Consider the following 14,621-nt stretch of genomic DNA (forward strand, 5'->3'; position numbering starts at 1 on the left):
CGGCATGACCGACCTCCCGACGAGACGGGACCGCCGCCTCGCCGCGGCCAGCCGTCGCCGTGACCCGGGTGTCTCCCAGCAGGGGAGCACCCGGGTCATGGGCATCCTCAACGTCACGCCCGACTCGTTCTCCGACGGTGGACTGCACGCGGCGTACGACGCCGCCGTGGCCCATGCCCGCCACCTGGTCGACACGGGCGCCGACATCGTCGACGTCGGGGGCGAGTCCACCCGCCCGGGCGCCGAGCGCGTGCCGGTCGAGGTCGAGCAGCAGCGCGTGCTGCCCGTGGTCGAGCAGCTCGTCGCCGAGGGCATCGCCGTCAGCGTCGACACCATGAACGCGGCGACGGCCGAACGCGCGGTCGAGCTCGGCGCGACGATCGTCAACGACGTGTCGGGTGGCCTGGCCGACGACGACATGGCCCGGGTCGTGGCGTCGACGGGCTGCGGCTTCGTCGTCATGCACTGGCGCGGGCACAGCGACCGGATGTACCGCGACGCGGTCTACGCCCACGCGGTCGACGAGGTCCGCCGCGAGGTCGAGATGCGCGTCGCTGAACTCATCGTGCTCGGCGTGCACCAGGACCAGGTCGTCATCGACCCGGGGCTGGGCTTCGCCAAGCAGGGCGTGCAGAACTGGGAGATCCTAGCCGGCTACGAGCGGTTCGCCTCGATCGGCCTGCCCGTCCTGGTCGCGGCGTCGCGCAAGCGGTTCCTCGACGGCGTCGGCAGTCCTGCCGGCGCACCACCGGCGGAACGCGACCTGGCGACCGCCGCCATCAGCCTGTTGGCAGCGGAGCGGGGAGCATGGGGCGTGCGCGTGCACGATCCCGTCCCCTCCCGCGCCGTGCTCGACGTCTGGGAAGCCTGGAGGGCAGCTCGATCGTGAACGACACCATCCGCTTGACGGGGGTCCGCGCCCGCGGACACCACGGGGTCTTCGACCATGAACGCGCCGACGGGCAGGACTTCGTGGTCGACGTCGCCGTCGAGATCGACGCGCACGCCGCCGCCGGTCCCGACGACCTGGCCAAGACCGTGCACTACGGGGTGCTGGCCGAGCAGGTCGTCGCCGAGATCGAGCGTGACCCGGTCGACCTGATCGAGACGCTGGCGGAGCGGATCGCCGCCGCGGTGCTCACCCACGACGCTGCCCTGGCGACCGAGGTCACGGTGCACAAGCCGCAGGCCCCCATCACGGTGCCGTTCACCGACGTGTCGATCTCGATCCGGCGTGAACGCTCCGCGTCGACGGGCGGCAGCGTGCGCACCGCCGACCCGGGTGCCGCGTGACCCGCGCCGTCATCGCCCTCGGTGCCAACCTGGGCGACCGGGGCAGCACCCTGCGCGCCGCTGCGTCCGCCGTCGCCGCGATCCCCGGGGTGCACGCCGTCGCGTCGTCGCACGAGGTCGAGTCCGTCGCGCTGACCCTGGACGGCCTCGACACGAGCAAGCCCCGCTACCGCAACGCCGTCGTCGTCGTGGACACCGAGCTCGGCGCCCAGCAGCTGCTCGACGCGCTGCACGCGGTCGAGGACGCGCACGGCCGCACCCGCCAGGTCCGCTGGGGCGACCGCACGCTCGACCTCGACGTGGTGACCTACGGCGACGCGCACATCGCCACCGAGACCCTCGACGTGCCGCACCCCCGCGCGCACGAGCGGGCGTTCGTCCTGGCGCCCTGGCTCGACGCCGACCCCGACGCCGTGCTGCCCGGGCGCGGACCGGTGGCGGACCTGCTGGCCGCACTCGGCGACGACACCGAGCGCGTCGACGAGCCGCGCCTGTTCGACGACGCGACCACGGCCTCCCGTCCGGACGAGACCGACCGGACGGGCCGGACGGGCCAGACGGACCAGACGGATCTGACGGAACGAGCACGGACGGACGCGCCCTCGTGAGGACCACCCGCGCCTCGACGCTCGTCAGCCTGGCCGTCGTCGCCGGCATCGCCGGTTTCGCCCTGAACGCCGCGCTGGCCTCGCGCCAGGCCCCCGCGCTCATCCTGGTCAGCCCCCTCGGCTTCGCCCTGGCCTTCATCGGCATCGTGCTCATCGCGCTCGCACTGCCGGTCCGTCGGCACGCCCGGGGCGACCCCGGCCGCCGCGTGGACCCGATCTACGCCACGCGCGTGGTGGTGCTGGCCAAGGCGTCGAGCATCTGCGGCGTGCTGTTCGGAAGCTTCGCCCTCGGGCTGCTGGTGTACCTGCTGACCCGATCGGTGGTGCCTTCGCTAGGCTCGACCCTGCCGAGTGCCGTGGCGGTCGGCGGTGGGATCGTGCTGACCGTGTGCGCCCTCGTCGCCGAGCGCATGTGCATCGCCCCACCGGACGACGACGACCGCGACGAACCGCGGGGCGGCACCACGGCACGATGACCACCAGGAGGGCCCGATGCCGCGCGAACGACTCGACGAGCAGGGACTCGGGCTGACCGGCATCGACTGGACGCGGGTGTCCACGAAGCTCGTGTGGACGGAACTCATCACCACCGTCCTGGCCGGCGTCGTCGTCACCGTCGGTTGCGTGCTGATCGGCGTCGCGAGCGGCGGTCCGTCGGACGGCGCCGGCCTGGTCTGGACGCTCATCGGCGTCGCGATCGGCATCGCCACGCTGATCACCGCGATCCTGACCCCGCGCCGCGTCCGCGCGATCGGGTACGCCCTGCGCGACGACGACTTCGTGCTGCGCAAGGGCCTGATGTGGCAACGCTTCACCGCGGTGCCCTACGGTCGCCTGCAGCTGGTGGACGTCAACCGCGGCCCGCTCGACCGGGCGCTCGGCATGAGCGAGCTGAAGTTCGTGACCGCGGCCGCGTCGACGAACGTGCGCATCCCGGGCATCCCCGCCGAGCACGCCGACGAGCTGCGTGACCGGCTCGTCGAACTCGCCGAGGCCCGCCGAGCCGGGCTCTAGGGGACACCGTGACGTTCCGACCCGGCCCACCACCGCCCGCCCCGGCGCGCAGGGGGAACGCCGCCGCGGCAGCACCCCTGACCGACGGCGAGTGGCACCGCCTGCACCCGCTGACCCCGCTGCTGCGCGGTGGCATCGTCCTGATCGTCGTGCTCGGCATCCTGCTCAACAACCTGCGCGACACCCTGGTCGAGATGGTCATCCCCGGCGGCGGCCCGCAACAGGACGGTGACCCCGTCCGCTACGTCTACGAGCACGGCGCCGTCGGCTGGGTGCTGCTCGGCCTGGTCGGCTTCGTCATCGTGTTGATCGGGCTGTTCTACCTGTCGTGGCGGATGCACGAGTTCCGGGTCACCGGCGACGTGGTCGAGGTGCGGTCCGGCGTGCTGTTCCGCAACCACCGCAAGGCCCGACTCGACCGCATCCAGGGCATCAACGTCTCGCGGCCGCTCATCCCGCGGCTGTTCGGCACCGCCAAGCTCGAGATCGCCCAGGCCGGCAACGACGCCAACGTCCAGCTCGCCTACCTGGGTGCCAAGGCCGGCGACGACCTGCGGCAGCGCATCCTGGTGCTGGCGTCGGGAGCGCAGGAGGACGAGGCCGAGGCCGCAGACGGTCAGCCCCGGTACGACTCCGAGGGGCTCGTGTCCGACCGCGTGCACGAGTTCCTGTCGCCCGAGCTCGACGCCGGTGCCGTGCACGCGACGCGCATCGTGAAGGTGCAGCCCGGGCGGCTCATCGCGTCGCTGCTGCTGTCCGGCACGACGGTGTTCCTGCTCGTGGTGCTCGCCGCGATCATCGTCAGCATCGCCGTCACGGGGGAGTACTTCCTGCTCGTCTCGCTGTTCCCCGCGGTCATCGGCGCCGGCGGCTACTACGTCCGCAAGTTCTCGAAGTCGCTGCAGTACACGATCGCGGACACCCGCGACGGCATCCGCATCGGCTTCGGCCTGGTGTCGACGTCGAACGAGACGCTGCCGCCCGGCCGCATCCACGCCGTCAGCGTCGCGCAGCCGCTGCTGTGGCGACCGTTCGGCTGGTGGGACATCCGCATCAACCGGGCGACGAACGCAGGCAACGGCGCGTCGAACAACCAGCAGGTGTCGTCGATCGTGCTGCCGGTGGGCACCGCCGAGGACGTGCGCCAGGTCCTCGAGATCATCCTGCCGTCGCTCGTCGGCAGCGCCGTCGTGGGCCCGGGCGCGACGAAGGACCGGATGCGCGAGGGATCCGCCGAGGCCGTCAGCGTCGTCGACGACAGCCTGACCACCACGGGCGACCGGGGTGGCTTCCAGCACTCGCCCCGCCGTGGCCGGTGGCTCCGCCCGCTGTCCGCGCGCCGCAACGGGTACCGCTTCGTCCCCGGCGCCGTGCTGCTGCGGATGGGGGCCGTCTGGCGCACGCTCGTCGTCGTCCCGTTGCCACGGGTGCAGAGCGTGAAGGTCTCGCAGGGGCCCGTGGAGCGCCTGCTCCGCCTGGCGTCGGTGCACGTGCAGACCGTGCACGGTCCCGTCACCGCGGCGATCGGCGCGCTCGACGCGCGCGACGCCCAGCAGCTCTGGGCCGACACCGCCGAACGCGCGGTCGAGGCCGCGGCCTCCGACACGTCGCACCGCTGGCGGTCCGCCTCGGGGCACGCAGCCGGCCAGGAGGCCCGGGGGCACGTGAGCGCACCACCTGCGGGACCGCAGGGGGCGGCACCAGGGCACACCGGGCCTCCCGTCTGGTCCCCGGCGCCGGCCGGGTGGGGCGACGTCCCGCCCACCGGAGCGGTGCGGTGAGGGCCGGACGCCTGGGGGTCGGCGTCGTCGGGGCCGGCCGGGTGGGACCGGTGCTCGGTGCTGCGCTCGCGAACGCCGAGCACGCCGTCGTGGGCATCACCGCCGTGTCCGAGTCGAGTGTCGACCGCGCCGAGGCCCTGCTGCCCGGGGTCCCCGTCCTCGAGACGCCCGCGCTGGTCGAGCGGAGCGAACTCGTGCTGCTGGCGGTGCCGGACGACCAGCTCGTCGGGCTCGTGCAGGGGCTCGCCGACGCGGGGATCTGGCAGCCGGGGCAGCTCGTCGTGCACACGAGCCCGGAACACGGCGTCGGCATCCTCGCTCCCGCCATGGCGGCCGGCGCGATCCCGCTGGCGATCCACCCGGCGATGGCGTTCACCGGCACCAGTGTCGACCTCGCCCGGCTCCGCGACGCCTACTGCGCCGTGACGGCACCGTCGCCCGTGCTGCCGATCGCGCAGGCGCTCGTGGTCGAGATGGGGGCGGAGCCGTTCGTCGTCGCGGAGCAGGACCGGCCCGCGTACGCCGATGCCGTGCGGGCCGCCGTCAGCTTCTCGACCGCGATCGTCGACCAGTCCGCCGGCACCCTGTCGGGCATCGGGGTGGAGCACCCCGGTCGGGTCCTCGGCGCCCTGGTGCGGTCGGCCGTGGACAACGCGCTGGCCGCTGCGGACGGGCAGTCGCGGCTGTAGGTGCCCGGTGCCCGGTGCCCGGTGCCCGGTGCGCGGTGCCCGGTGCCCGGTGCCCGGTGCTCGGTGCCCGGTCTCCGGAGCAGCCGGGGGAGTGCGCGCGGCCGGGTAGCATCGACGCGTCCCCCCACGACCTCCGGAGCCGCACCCGCATGACCGACGAGACCGCCACCACCGACACCGACGCTGCCGCGCTCGCCGAGCAGGAGACCAGCGAGCAGCGGCAGGTCCGCCTCGACAAGCGCGCGCGGCTGCTCGAGTCCGGTGTGCAGGCCTACCCGGCCGAGCTGCCGATCACGACGACCATCCCCGCGGTCCGGGAGCAGTACGAGGACCTCGAGACCGGTCAGGAGACCGACGACGTCGTCGGCATCGCCGGCCGCGTCGTGTTCTCGCGCAACACCGGCAAGCTCTGCTTCGCGACGCTGCAGTCCGGCGACGGTGCCCGCATCCAGGCGATGGTGTCGCTGGCCGAGGTCGGCGAGGACGCGCTGGCGCAGTGGAAGGAGTTCGTCGACCTGGGCGACCACGTGTTCGTGCACGGCCGGGTGATCTCCTCGCGCCGTGGCGAACTGTCGGTCATGGTCGACGCGTGGGCGATGGCTGCCAAGGCGATCCTGCCGCTGCCGAACCTGCACAACGAACTCGGCGAGGAGACCCGCGTCCGCCAGCGGTACCTCGACCTGATCGTGCGCGACCAGGCCCGTGCGACCGTCCGTGCCCGTGCCGCCGTCATGGCCTCGCTCCGTGCGACCTTCACGGGGCACGAGTACCTCGAGGTCGAGACCCCGATGCTGCAGACCCAGCACGGCGGCGCCTCGGCACGGCCGTTCGTCACGCACTCCAACGCGTTCGACACCGAGCTGTACCTGCGCATCGCGCCCGAGCTGTTCCTGAAGCGGGCCGTGGTCGGCGGGATCGACCGGGTGTTCGAGGTGAACCGGAACTTCCGGAACGAGGGCGCCGACTCGTCGCACTCGCCGGAGTTCGCGATGGTCGAGGCCTACCAGGCGTACGGCAACTACGAGCAGATGGCCGACCTGACGCAGGAGCTCGTGCAGAACGCCACCAAGGCCGTGACGGGCGGCTCGCTCGAGGTGACGCTGCCCGACGGGTCCGCGTACGACCTGGGCGGCGAGTGGCCGCGCATCGACATGTACGGCTCGCTGTCGTCGGCGGCCGGTCGCGAGATCACCCCCGAGACCCCGTTGTCCGAGCTGCAGGAGCTGGCTGCGGCCGAGGGTGTCGAGGTCGCACACGCCACCCACGGCAAGTACGTCGAAGAGCTCTGGGAGCACTTCGTCATCGACTCGCTCGACCGCCCGACGTTCGTGATGAACTTCCCCGTCGACACCTCGCCCCTGACCCGCGAGCACCGCACCCGTCCCGGCATCGTCGAGAAGTGGGACCTGTACGTGCGCGGTTTCGAACTCGCGACGGCGTACTCCGAGCTGGTGGACCCCGTCGTCCAGCGCGAACGCTTCGTCGAGCAGGCCAAGCTGGCGGCCGGTGGCGACCCCGAGGCGATGCGCGTCGACGAGGAGTTCCTGCGGGCACTCGAGCACGCGATGCCGCCGTCGGGTGGCATGGGCATGGGCGTCGACCGGCTGCTCATGGCGATCACCGGCCTGGGCATCCGCGAGACGATCCTGTTCCCGCTCGTGAAGGGCGCTGGAGCTTAGGGCAGCGCGCCAGCGCTGCGCGACGCCAGCCCCGGAGGAGCCTGCGAGTCCGGTTCGTCCACCACGAAAGGGTTAGAATGCTCGCGTGCCGCATGGAGTCGTGACCGGGATCATCTTCGCCCTGACGCCGACCGTCGTGGTCGGCCTCGTGTTCTGGTTCGTCATGCGCGCCATCATGCGGGCTGACCGGACCGAGCGTGCCGCGTACGCCAAGGTCGAGGCCGAGGAGCGCGCCCGCTTCGAACGCGAGCACGGCGTCCCCGCGCCGGCCCCCGCCTCGGCGGAGTAGCCCGGCCGCCGCCGGCCATCTCGCCCGCCGAGTCTCGGCTCGGCGGACAGTTCGCGCCTGTTGTGCGCCGCGAAGTGTCCGCGTGGCCGAGACTCGGCGGGGCATCGGTCCGCGCACGGAGCCCGAACCGCGACACCGGGCGTTCACCGGGCGGTGTCACCGTGGGCCGCATGCACCCGTGGACACGCGAGCCGAGCGGCGACGCCGCTGCCGTCGACCCGGACCTCGACCCGGCCGACGCGTTCGGCCACACCGTGCTGCCCGATCCGGCCCGTGACGACGGCGTGTGGGACGACGAGGACGACGACGACATCGACGTCTGAGCGTCGCCGCGCGTTCACGCGGGCGTTGCCATGCGGTGTGAACATCGTCGCCATGTCCCTCATCCAGCGCCTCCGTGTCCGCAGCCTCGTCGGCGACATCGAGAGCGAGTACGACGAGTACGACCGCGATGCCGACCTCGAGGTCTCCAAGCGCCGGGCGGGGTGGCTCGAGCCCTCCTGGTGAGTCACCCGTCACCTGCTGTTCGGGGTACGGCGACCGGATCGACCTGATCCGGATCGACGTACCCCTTTTGCTTGTCCACGAAGCGCTGCACCCCGGGGTACAACCTTGCTGTCGTGCAACAAACTCCTCTGCATCACCGGATTCACAACGGGAACCGCTTGATCTCGGGGATGCGACCGCGGCAGACTGGCGGCACGGTGTACCCCGAGGGCGGCGGTCCCCATGGTGAATCACGGAGAAGCCTGGGAATCGATCGGATCGGTTTGTGGGGTACACCCCCGGACCGCTCTACTTGGTCTCACCCACCGCCGTCACCGTCAATGCAGGGAGAGTCACATGACGATCGCAACGACAGCACCGAGCACCACCTCGCGCCGGACCAAGAAGGCCGCCGCGACGACCGAGGCCACGAAGGTCGAGAGCACGACGCTCGGCGCCGTGGCCGAGGTCGAGGCGGACGAGCAGCTCGCCGGGGTCCGTGGTGCATCGGTCGACCAGGTCGGTGACTACCTGCGCCACATCGGCCGTCTGGCACTCCTCACCGCCGAGGAAGAAGCCGACATCGCCCGCCGCATCGAGGTCGGCCTGTTCGCCGGCGAGAAGCTGGTCACCGAAGCCGGACTCCCCAAGGCCCTGCAGCGCGAACTCAAGTGGCTCGTCCGCGACGGCGAACGTGCCAAGGAGCGCATGATCACGTCGAACCTGCGCCTGGTCGTCAGCATCGCGAAGCGCTACTCGCAGCGTGGACTGCCCTTCATGGACGTCATCCAGGAGGGCAACCTCGGCCTGGTCCGTGCGGTCGAGAAGTTCGACTTCACGCAGGGCTACAAGTTCTCGACGTACGCCACCTGGTGGATCCGTCAGGCGATCTCGCGTGGTCTCGCCGACAAGGCCCGCACGATCCGCATCCCCGTGCACACGGTCGAGCTGATCAACAAGATCTCGCGCACCGAGCGTGACCTGACCGTCGACCTCGGCCGTGCGCCGATGCCCGACGAGGTCGCCGCCGAGCTGAGCATGTCGGTGGAAGAGCTGGTCGACCTCAAGGGCCGTTCGCACGAGCCCGTGTCGATCCACACCGTGGTCGGCGACTCCGACGACAGCGAACTCGGTGACTTCATCGAGGACGAGGACGCCGCGTCCCCGAACGAGCTCACCGAGACCACGCTGCTGCACCGCGACATCCGGTCCATCGTCGCCGAACTGCCGAGCGACGAGGCGAACGTGATCCGCATGCGCTACGGCCTGGACGACGACAAGCCGATGACGCTCGACGAGATCTCGAAGATCGTGCACACCACGCGCCAGGCGGTCAGCCGGGTCGAGTCGCGTGCCAAGCTCCGCCTGTTCGCCAAGGCGGTCTCACAGGACATGCAGCTCTACCTGACCGAGTAGCGCTGACGACTTCGGCCGGTGTCCACTGCGACGCCGGACCGGGGAGCCGGGTCGTTCTGTGGGAAGACGATCCGGTGGGGTGATGGGACGGCCCGTTCGAGCACTGCTCGGGCGGGCCACATCCATGTGCGGGGCGTATCCGTCGCGATGTGTGATGTATCGTGTCCTGGATCGACCACGACTCGGGAGCTCCATGTCCGACGCAGCGCACACCCTGGCAAGCCGTACCGGCGACGAGCGATCCGCCGCCGTCTCCGGGACCTTCAACCTGCGTGACCTCGGCGGTCTGCGGACCACCGACGGTCGCACGGTCGTAACCGGCCGGCTCTTCCGTTCCGGCAGCCTGGCGGGCCTCGACACCCAGGGGCGTGGCCAGCTCGATGCGCTCGGTGTGCGGTCCGTGATCGACCTGCGCTCCGACGCCGAGCGGCTCGCGGCGCCGGACGCCCTGGTCGGATCCGCGGTCCGGGCGACGGCGATCCCGATGCTCGCCGGCGCAGCGTCGACGATGACCACCGTGCCGACGCTGTCCGAGCTGTACCGTCACCTGCTCGACGACGAACCGGCGGCCGTGGCCGAAGCGGTCCGCCGTGTCGCCCGCGACGAACCCGGCGTCCTGGTGCACTGCTCTGCCGGCAAGGACCGCACCGGCGTGGTGATCGCCCTGGTGCTGCTGGCGGTCGGTGTCGACCCCGACGACGTGCTCGACGACTACCAGGCGACCGAGCGGTTCCTGCCCGACACCTTCGGCGCGACGGCGTCGGCGATGGTCCGGGCGGCACACGAGCAGGGCATGGACGTCGACGACGACGCGGTGCAGCAGATCGCGACCCGGTCGCCACGGACGGCGATGCAGGCGTCCATCGCGCACCTGACCGAGCGGTGGGGTTCGGCGACCGGCGCCCTGCGGGCGGCCGGCCTGTCCGACGACGACCTGACGGCGTTGCGCGACCGGCTGCTCGACTGACGGCCGAGCACCCGCGGCCGTGTCCTCGGTGTCAGTCCTCGACCTCGCGCCGCAGCTTCTGCCGCAGGTCGCTCGGGATCAGCTCGATGAGCTGGTCCGGTCGGACGGGCAGGTCCAGCAGGCTCAGCTTGACGCGCCCCGTGCGCCCGTGGCGTTCGGCGTCGAGCCGCACCACGCTGCCGGCGTCCTTCCGCAGGCGCATGTCGATCTGCGCCCCCATCGCGACCTCGCCGACGACGAGCCCGTCGACCTCGAGCGCGGCGCTCCGGGTGCCCTCGGCGATGTCGAAGCGGTAGCGCTCGCGGGCGGCGAGCACCACGGCGCGGTCGATGCCGGCCATCGGTGCCACCGGCGTGACGACGGACCCGGACAGCGCGGGGGAGAGCACCGGGCCGCCGGCCGCGTAGTTGTAGGCGGTGGACCCGGCCGGGGTCGCCGCGACGATGGCGTCCGCGCGGTAGTACCCGTACCCGAACCCGCCCACGCTCAGGTCGGCGGAGACCTGTCCGGCACCCGGGCGGCGGACGATGGTCAGGTCGTTGAACGCCAGGTAGTCGGTGCGGGCGCCGCTCCAGGACAGCTTGGCCTCGAGCGCGTGGTGCGGCTCGAGCTGGTAGTCGCCGGCCGACAGGCGCTCGAGCGCGGCCTCGAGTTCCGGCGGTTCGATCTCGACCAGGAACCCGACGTTCCCGTGGTTGACGCCGAGCACGGGCACCGGACGCCCTGCGACCAGACGCATCGCGCCGAGCATCGTGCCGTCGCCACCGAGTGCCACCACCAGGTCGACGATGCCGATGAAGTCCTCGTCCTCGACGACGTCGATCGTGGCGCTGATGCGGGCGGCGTCGATCCGCCGGGCGACCAGGCGTCCGCGGCCGGAGGAGTTCCAGCGCTGCAGGGTCGCGACGGACTCCTGCACGTTCTTGGTCGGGTGGACGACGAGGCCGACGACGGGCTGCTCCATGGCCGGATGCTACCGGGCCGACCTGGCTCGCACGTCGTCGAGCGCCACCAGCACGCGGACAGAGCACGACCAACAGGCCGACAGAGCGTGACCAGCAGGCCGACAGCAGGTGCTGTGCCGGACGTGCGCCGGGCCTCCTGTCCGTCTGCCGCCCGCCAGGGCCACCGAGGTCACGCCCACGGCGAACAGGGGCAGCCGGAGGGGGGAGCGCTGGTTACTCTCGGAGTACGTGACCGGACTCACACGAGACCGGTGCAGCTGTCGGCCCGGTTCGAAGGGCCAAGGGAGAGCACATGTTCGAGAGATTCACCGACCGAGCCCGTCGTGTTGTCGTCCTCGCTCAAGAAGAAGCGAAGATGCTCAACCACAACTACATCGGCACCGAGCACATCCTCCTCGGCCTCATCCACGAGGGCGAGGGCGTTGCGGCCAAGGCGCTGGAGTCGCTGGGCATCTCGCTCGACGCCGTGCGCGAGCAGGTGCAGGACATCATCGGGCAGGGCCAGCAGCAGCCGACCGGGCACATCCCGTTCACGCCGCGCGCCAAGAAGGTCCTCGAGCTGTCCCTGCGCGAAGCGCTCCAGCTCGGCCACAACTACATCGGCACCGAGCACATCCTGCTCGGCCTGATCCGCGAGGGCGAGGGTGTCGCAGCCCAGGTCCTCGTCAAGCTCGGCGCTGACCTGAACCGTGTCCGCCAGCAGGTCATCCAGCTGCTGTCCGGCTACCAGGGCAAGGAAGCGGTCGCCGTCGGCGGCGAGCAGCAGCAGAACGCGCAGCAGGGTTCGCAGGTCCTGGACCAGTTCGGTCGGAACCTCACCCAGGCCGCGCGCGACGGCAAGCTCGACCCCGTCATCGGGCGCGAGAAGGAGATGGAGCGGGTCATGCAGATCCTCTCCCGCCGCTCCAAGAACAACCCCGTGCTGATCGGTGAGCCGGGCGTCGGCAAGACCGCCGTCGTCGAGGGCCTCGCCCAGGCGATCGTCAAGGGCGACGTCCCCGAGACGCTCAAGGACAAGCAGCTCTACTCGCTCGACCTCGGTTCGCTCATCGCCGGGTCCCGCTACCGCGGTGACTTCGAGGAGCGCCTGAAGAAGGTCACGAAGGAGATCCGCACCCGCGGCGACATCATCGTCTTCATCGACGAGATCCACACGCTGGTCGGTGCCGGTGCTGCCGAAGGTGCGATCGACGCCGCGTCGATCCTCAAGCCGCTGCTGGCTCGCGGTGAACTGCAGACCATCGGTGCCACCACGCTCGACGAGTACCGCAAGCACTTCGAGAAGGACGCCGCCCTCGAGCGTCGCTTCCAGTCGGTGACCGTCAACGAGCCGTCGCTGCCGCACACCATCAACATCCTCAAGGGCCTGCGCGACAAGTACGAGGCGTTCCACAAGGTGTCCATCACCGACGGTGCGATCGTCTCTGCGGCGAACCTGGCCGACCGCTACGTGCAGGACCGCTTCCTGCCGGACAAGGCCATCGACCTGATCGACGAAGCCGGCGCCCGCCTGCGTCTGTCGATCCTGTCGGCACCGCCGGAGCTCCGCGAGTTCGACGAGAAGATCTCGACCGTTCGCGGGTCGAAGGAAGCCGCCATCGAGGAGCAGGACTTCGAGAAGGCTGCGTCGCTGCGCGACGAGGAGAAGAAGCTGCTCGGCGAGCGTCTCCGTCTCGAGAAGCAGTGGCGTGCCGGTGACGTGGCCGCCTCTGGCACCGTCGACGAGGGCATCATCGCCGAGGTCCTGGCGCAGGCCACGGGCATCCCGGTGTTCAAGCTCACCGAAGAGGAGACCTCGCGTCTGGTCTTCATGGAGAAGGCGCTGCACCAGCGGGTCATCGGTCAAGAAGAGGCGATCTCGGCCCTGTCCAAGACGATCCGCCGCACCCGCGCCGGTCTCAAGGACCCGAACCGCCCGTCGGGCTCGTTCATCTTCGCCGGCCCGACGGGCGTCGGCAAGACCGAGCTCGCCAAGGCCCTGGCCGAGTTCCTGTTCGACGACGAGGGCGCGCTCATCTCGCTCGACATGTCGGAGTTCGGCGAGAAGCACACCGTCTCCCGACTGTTCGGTGCCCCTCCCGGGTTCGTCGGGTTCGAAGAGGGCGGCCAGCTCACCGAGAAGGTGCGTCGCAAGCCGTTCTCCGTGGTGCTGTTCGACGAGATCGAGAAGGCCCACCCGGACATCTTCAACTCGCTGCTGCAGGTGCTCGAAGAGGGCCGCCTGACCGATGGTCAGGGCCGCGTCGTCGACTTCAAGAACACTGTCATCATCATGACCACGAACCTCGGTTCGCAGGGCATCGCCGGTGGCCCGGTGGGCTTCCAGGTCGAGGGTGACTCGGGCGTCGGCTACGACCGGATGCGCGCGAAGGTGAACGAGGAGCTGAAGAAGCACTTCAAGCCCGAGTTCCTGAACCGCGTCGACGACACGATCGTGTTCCCGCAGCTGTCGCAGCCCGAGCTGCTGCAGATCGTGGACCTGTTCGTGAAGCGGCTGTCCGACCGCATGCTCGACCGCGACATGACCGTCGAGCTGACGCTGCCGGCCAAGGAGCAGCTCATCAAGGTCGGGTTCGACCCCGCCCTGGGTGCTCGACCGCTGCGCCGCGCGATGCAGCACGAGGTCGAGGACCAGCTGTCCGAGCACATCCTGCAGGGTGAGCTGACGGCGGGCGACCACGTCAAGGTCGACTTCCGCGAAGGCAAGTTCGAGTTCGAGACCGGGCGTCAGCCGGGTCGCGAAGAGGTCCTCGCCGGAGCAGCCGCCGTCGAGTCCGGAACGGACGCGGCTCCGCAGGGCGAGATCGAGTCCTAGGACTGACGACGCACAGACGGGAGGCCCGGTGCCAGCTGGCACCGGGCCTCCCGGCTGTCGGCGGTGCCGGCCGCCAGGCCGCCAGGCGTCAGCCTGCGGACGTCAGGGTGAAGACGACGTTCTGTGCCATGTCGTCCTGGTCGAAGGCGACGTTGTCGTCGTAGGAGCTGCCGCGCAGCGTCCCGAGCGGGACCGACCACGTGCCGTCGTCGTCCACGGTGACCGACGTCGCGATGTCGGCCCCGGGGACGCTCACGAACAACTCGTGCCCGGGCGTTGCCGTCCCGGTCAGCGTCGTGGACGCACCGGGCACGAACGTGGTGCCGGCTGTCAGACGGATCGGCGACGCCGCGTCGTCGGGCTTGTCCGAGGTGACCGATGGGGTGTGCATCCCGCGGCTCTGGATGTGCTGGTGGGCCGTGGCGGCGTTCGCGGCAACGGGGCTGGCGAGGCCGGCGGCCAGGGCCAGCCCGATCGCGACCGCGGTGATGTGCTTGGTGCGCATGTGTGCTCCTGTCGAAGGTGGGAACTCACAGCGTATCTAAAATGTCATGTACACATCGTGACCACGGATACACGGGAGGCCCCGGGGCCCCGGGGGCCCGGGCGCCCCGTGCGG

General features: G+C 70.9%; 16 protein-coding genes. 14 read left to right on the forward strand and 2 right to left on the reverse strand.

All coding sequences use genetic code 11. From position 1 onward, the window contains the following. Positions 1 to 4 precede the first annotated feature (4 nt). The 13 genes from folP to MT346_RS12860 all read left to right on the forward strand — a co-directional run bounded on the left by folP (position 5) and on the right by MT346_RS12860 (position 10,222). Positions 5 to 889, forward strand: a complete 885-nt coding sequence (gene folP / locus MT346_RS12805; protein WP_243563461.1) for a dihydropteroate synthase — start codon at positions 5 to 7, stop codon at positions 887 to 889. Continuing rightward, complete coding sequence (folB, locus tag MT346_RS12810) at positions 886 to 1,293, forward strand: dihydroneopterin aldolase (RefSeq protein ID WP_243563462.1); 408 nt, start codon at positions 886 to 888, stop codon at positions 1,291 to 1,293. The genes folP and folB overlap by 4 nt, the downstream gene beginning before the upstream one ends. Further along, positions 1,290 to 1,901: a 2-amino-4-hydroxy-6-hydroxymethyldihydropteridine diphosphokinase gene (gene folK, locus MT346_RS12815; protein ID WP_243563463.1), complete on the forward strand. Its 612-nt coding sequence runs from the start codon at positions 1,290 to 1,292 to the stop codon at positions 1,899 to 1,901. The genes folB and folK overlap by 4 nt, the downstream gene beginning before the upstream one ends. Beyond that, positions 1,898 to 2,377: a DUF3180 domain-containing protein gene (locus MT346_RS12820; RefSeq protein ID WP_243563464.1), complete on the forward strand. Its 480-nt coding sequence runs from the start codon at positions 1,898 to 1,900 to the stop codon at positions 2,375 to 2,377. Before folK ends, MT346_RS12820 begins: the two co-directional genes overlap by 4 nt. Before the next feature lie 16 nt (positions 2,378 to 2,393). After that, positions 2,394 to 2,915, forward strand: coding sequence for a PH domain-containing protein (locus MT346_RS12825; protein WP_243563465.1), 522 nt, complete (start codon positions 2,394 to 2,396; stop codon positions 2,913 to 2,915). An 8-nt stretch (positions 2,916 to 2,923) separates the two neighbouring features. Next, on the forward strand, positions 2,924 to 4,696 hold the full coding sequence (locus MT346_RS12830) for a PH domain-containing protein (RefSeq protein WP_243563466.1): 1,773 nt from the start codon (positions 2,924 to 2,926) through the stop codon (positions 4,694 to 4,696). Continuing rightward, a complete protein-coding gene (locus tag MT346_RS12835; protein WP_243563467.1) occupies positions 4,660 to 5,385 on the forward strand; it encodes a Rossmann-like and DUF2520 domain-containing protein in 726 nt (241 codons plus the stop codon). Before MT346_RS12830 ends, MT346_RS12835 begins: the two co-directional genes overlap by 37 nt. 149 nt (positions 5,386 to 5,534) lie before the next feature. Next, on the forward strand, positions 5,535 to 7,064 hold the full coding sequence (lysS, locus tag MT346_RS12840) for a lysine--tRNA ligase (protein WP_243563468.1): 1,530 nt from the start codon (positions 5,535 to 5,537) through the stop codon (positions 7,062 to 7,064). An 85-nt stretch (positions 7,065 to 7,149) separates the two neighbouring features. Further along, positions 7,150 to 7,353 (forward strand): hypothetical protein, encoded by a 204-nt coding sequence (locus MT346_RS12845; protein ID WP_071301300.1) that lies wholly within the window; start codon positions 7,150 to 7,152, stop codon positions 7,351 to 7,353. A 170-nt stretch (positions 7,354 to 7,523) separates the two neighbouring features. Next, positions 7,524 to 7,676, forward strand: a complete 153-nt coding sequence (locus MT346_RS12850; RefSeq protein WP_243563469.1) for a hypothetical protein — start codon at positions 7,524 to 7,526, stop codon at positions 7,674 to 7,676. A 52-nt stretch (positions 7,677 to 7,728) separates the two neighbouring features. Next, positions 7,729 to 7,860, forward strand: a complete 132-nt coding sequence (locus MT346_RS18135) for a hypothetical protein (protein WP_279397035.1) — start codon at positions 7,729 to 7,731, stop codon at positions 7,858 to 7,860. 336 nt (positions 7,861 to 8,196) lie between these two features. Continuing rightward, positions 8,197 to 9,255, forward strand: a complete 1,059-nt coding sequence (locus tag MT346_RS12855; protein ID WP_243563470.1) for a sigma-70 family RNA polymerase sigma factor — start codon at positions 8,197 to 8,199, stop codon at positions 9,253 to 9,255. Positions 9,256 to 9,448: 193 nt separating this feature from the next. Beyond that, a complete protein-coding gene (locus MT346_RS12860) occupies positions 9,449 to 10,222 on the forward strand; it encodes a tyrosine-protein phosphatase (protein WP_243563471.1) in 774 nt (257 codons plus the stop codon). Between the two features lie 31 nt (positions 10,223 to 10,253). Here MT346_RS12860 and MT346_RS12865 read toward each other — a convergent pair whose 3' ends face one another. Beyond that, positions 10,254 to 11,186: an NAD(+)/NADH kinase gene (locus MT346_RS12865; protein WP_243563472.1), complete on the reverse strand. Its 933-nt coding sequence runs from the start codon at positions 11,184 to 11,186 to the stop codon at positions 10,254 to 10,256. Positions 11,187 to 11,479: 293 nt separating this feature from the next. Between MT346_RS12865 and MT346_RS12870 the strand changes: the two genes are divergently transcribed. After that, on the forward strand, positions 11,480 to 14,002 hold the full coding sequence (locus MT346_RS12870) for an ATP-dependent Clp protease ATP-binding subunit (protein ID WP_056126530.1): 2,523 nt from the start codon (positions 11,480 to 11,482) through the stop codon (positions 14,000 to 14,002). A gap of 88 nt (positions 14,003 to 14,090) precedes the next feature. Here the strand turns inward: MT346_RS12870 and MT346_RS12875 are convergent, their stop codons facing one another. Next, positions 14,091 to 14,507, reverse strand: coding sequence for a hypothetical protein (locus MT346_RS12875; protein ID WP_243563473.1), 417 nt, complete (start codon positions 14,505 to 14,507; stop codon positions 14,091 to 14,093). Positions 14,508 to 14,621: the final 114 nt, after the last annotated feature.

Origin of the sequence: Curtobacterium sp. VKM Ac-2922, from assembly GCF_022815645.1 — a bacterium.
GTDB lineage: Bacteria > Actinomycetota > Actinomycetes > Actinomycetales > Microbacteriaceae > Curtobacterium.

What these genes read in the sequence shown, in the direction of transcription:
- MT346_RS12855 (WP_243563470.1), top strand. Translation starts at nt 8,197, where the DNA reads ATGACGATCGCAACGACAGCACCGAGCACCACCTCGCGCCGGACCAAG.
- MT346_RS12825 (WP_243563465.1), top strand. Translation starts at nt 2,394, where the DNA reads ATGCCGCGCGAACGACTCGACGAGCAGGGACTCGGGCTGACCGGCATC.
- folP (WP_243563461.1), top strand. Translation starts at nt 5, where the DNA reads ATGACCGACCTCCCGACGAGACGGGACCGCCGCCTCGCCGCGGCCAGC.
- MT346_RS12865 (WP_243563472.1), bottom strand. Translation starts at nt 11,186, where the DNA reads ATGGAGCAGCCCGTCGTCGGCCTCGTCGTCCACCCGACCAAGAACGTG.
- MT346_RS12860 (WP_243563471.1), top strand. Translation starts at nt 9,449, where the DNA reads ATGTCCGACGCAGCGCACACCCTGGCAAGCCGTACCGGCGACGAGCGA.
- MT346_RS12875 (WP_243563473.1), bottom strand. Translation starts at nt 14,507, where the DNA reads ATGCGCACCAAGCACATCACCGCGGTCGCGATCGGGCTGGCCCTGGCC.
- MT346_RS12850 (WP_243563469.1), top strand. Translation starts at nt 7,524, where the DNA reads ATGCACCCGTGGACACGCGAGCCGAGCGGCGACGCCGCTGCCGTCGAC.
- lysS (WP_243563468.1), top strand. Translation starts at nt 5,535, where the DNA reads ATGACCGACGAGACCGCCACCACCGACACCGACGCTGCCGCGCTCGCC.
- MT346_RS12870 (WP_056126530.1), top strand. Translation starts at nt 11,480, where the DNA reads ATGTTCGAGAGATTCACCGACCGAGCCCGTCGTGTTGTCGTCCTCGCT.
- MT346_RS18135 (WP_279397035.1), top strand. Translation starts at nt 7,729, where the DNA reads ATGTCCCTCATCCAGCGCCTCCGTGTCCGCAGCCTCGTCGGCGACATC.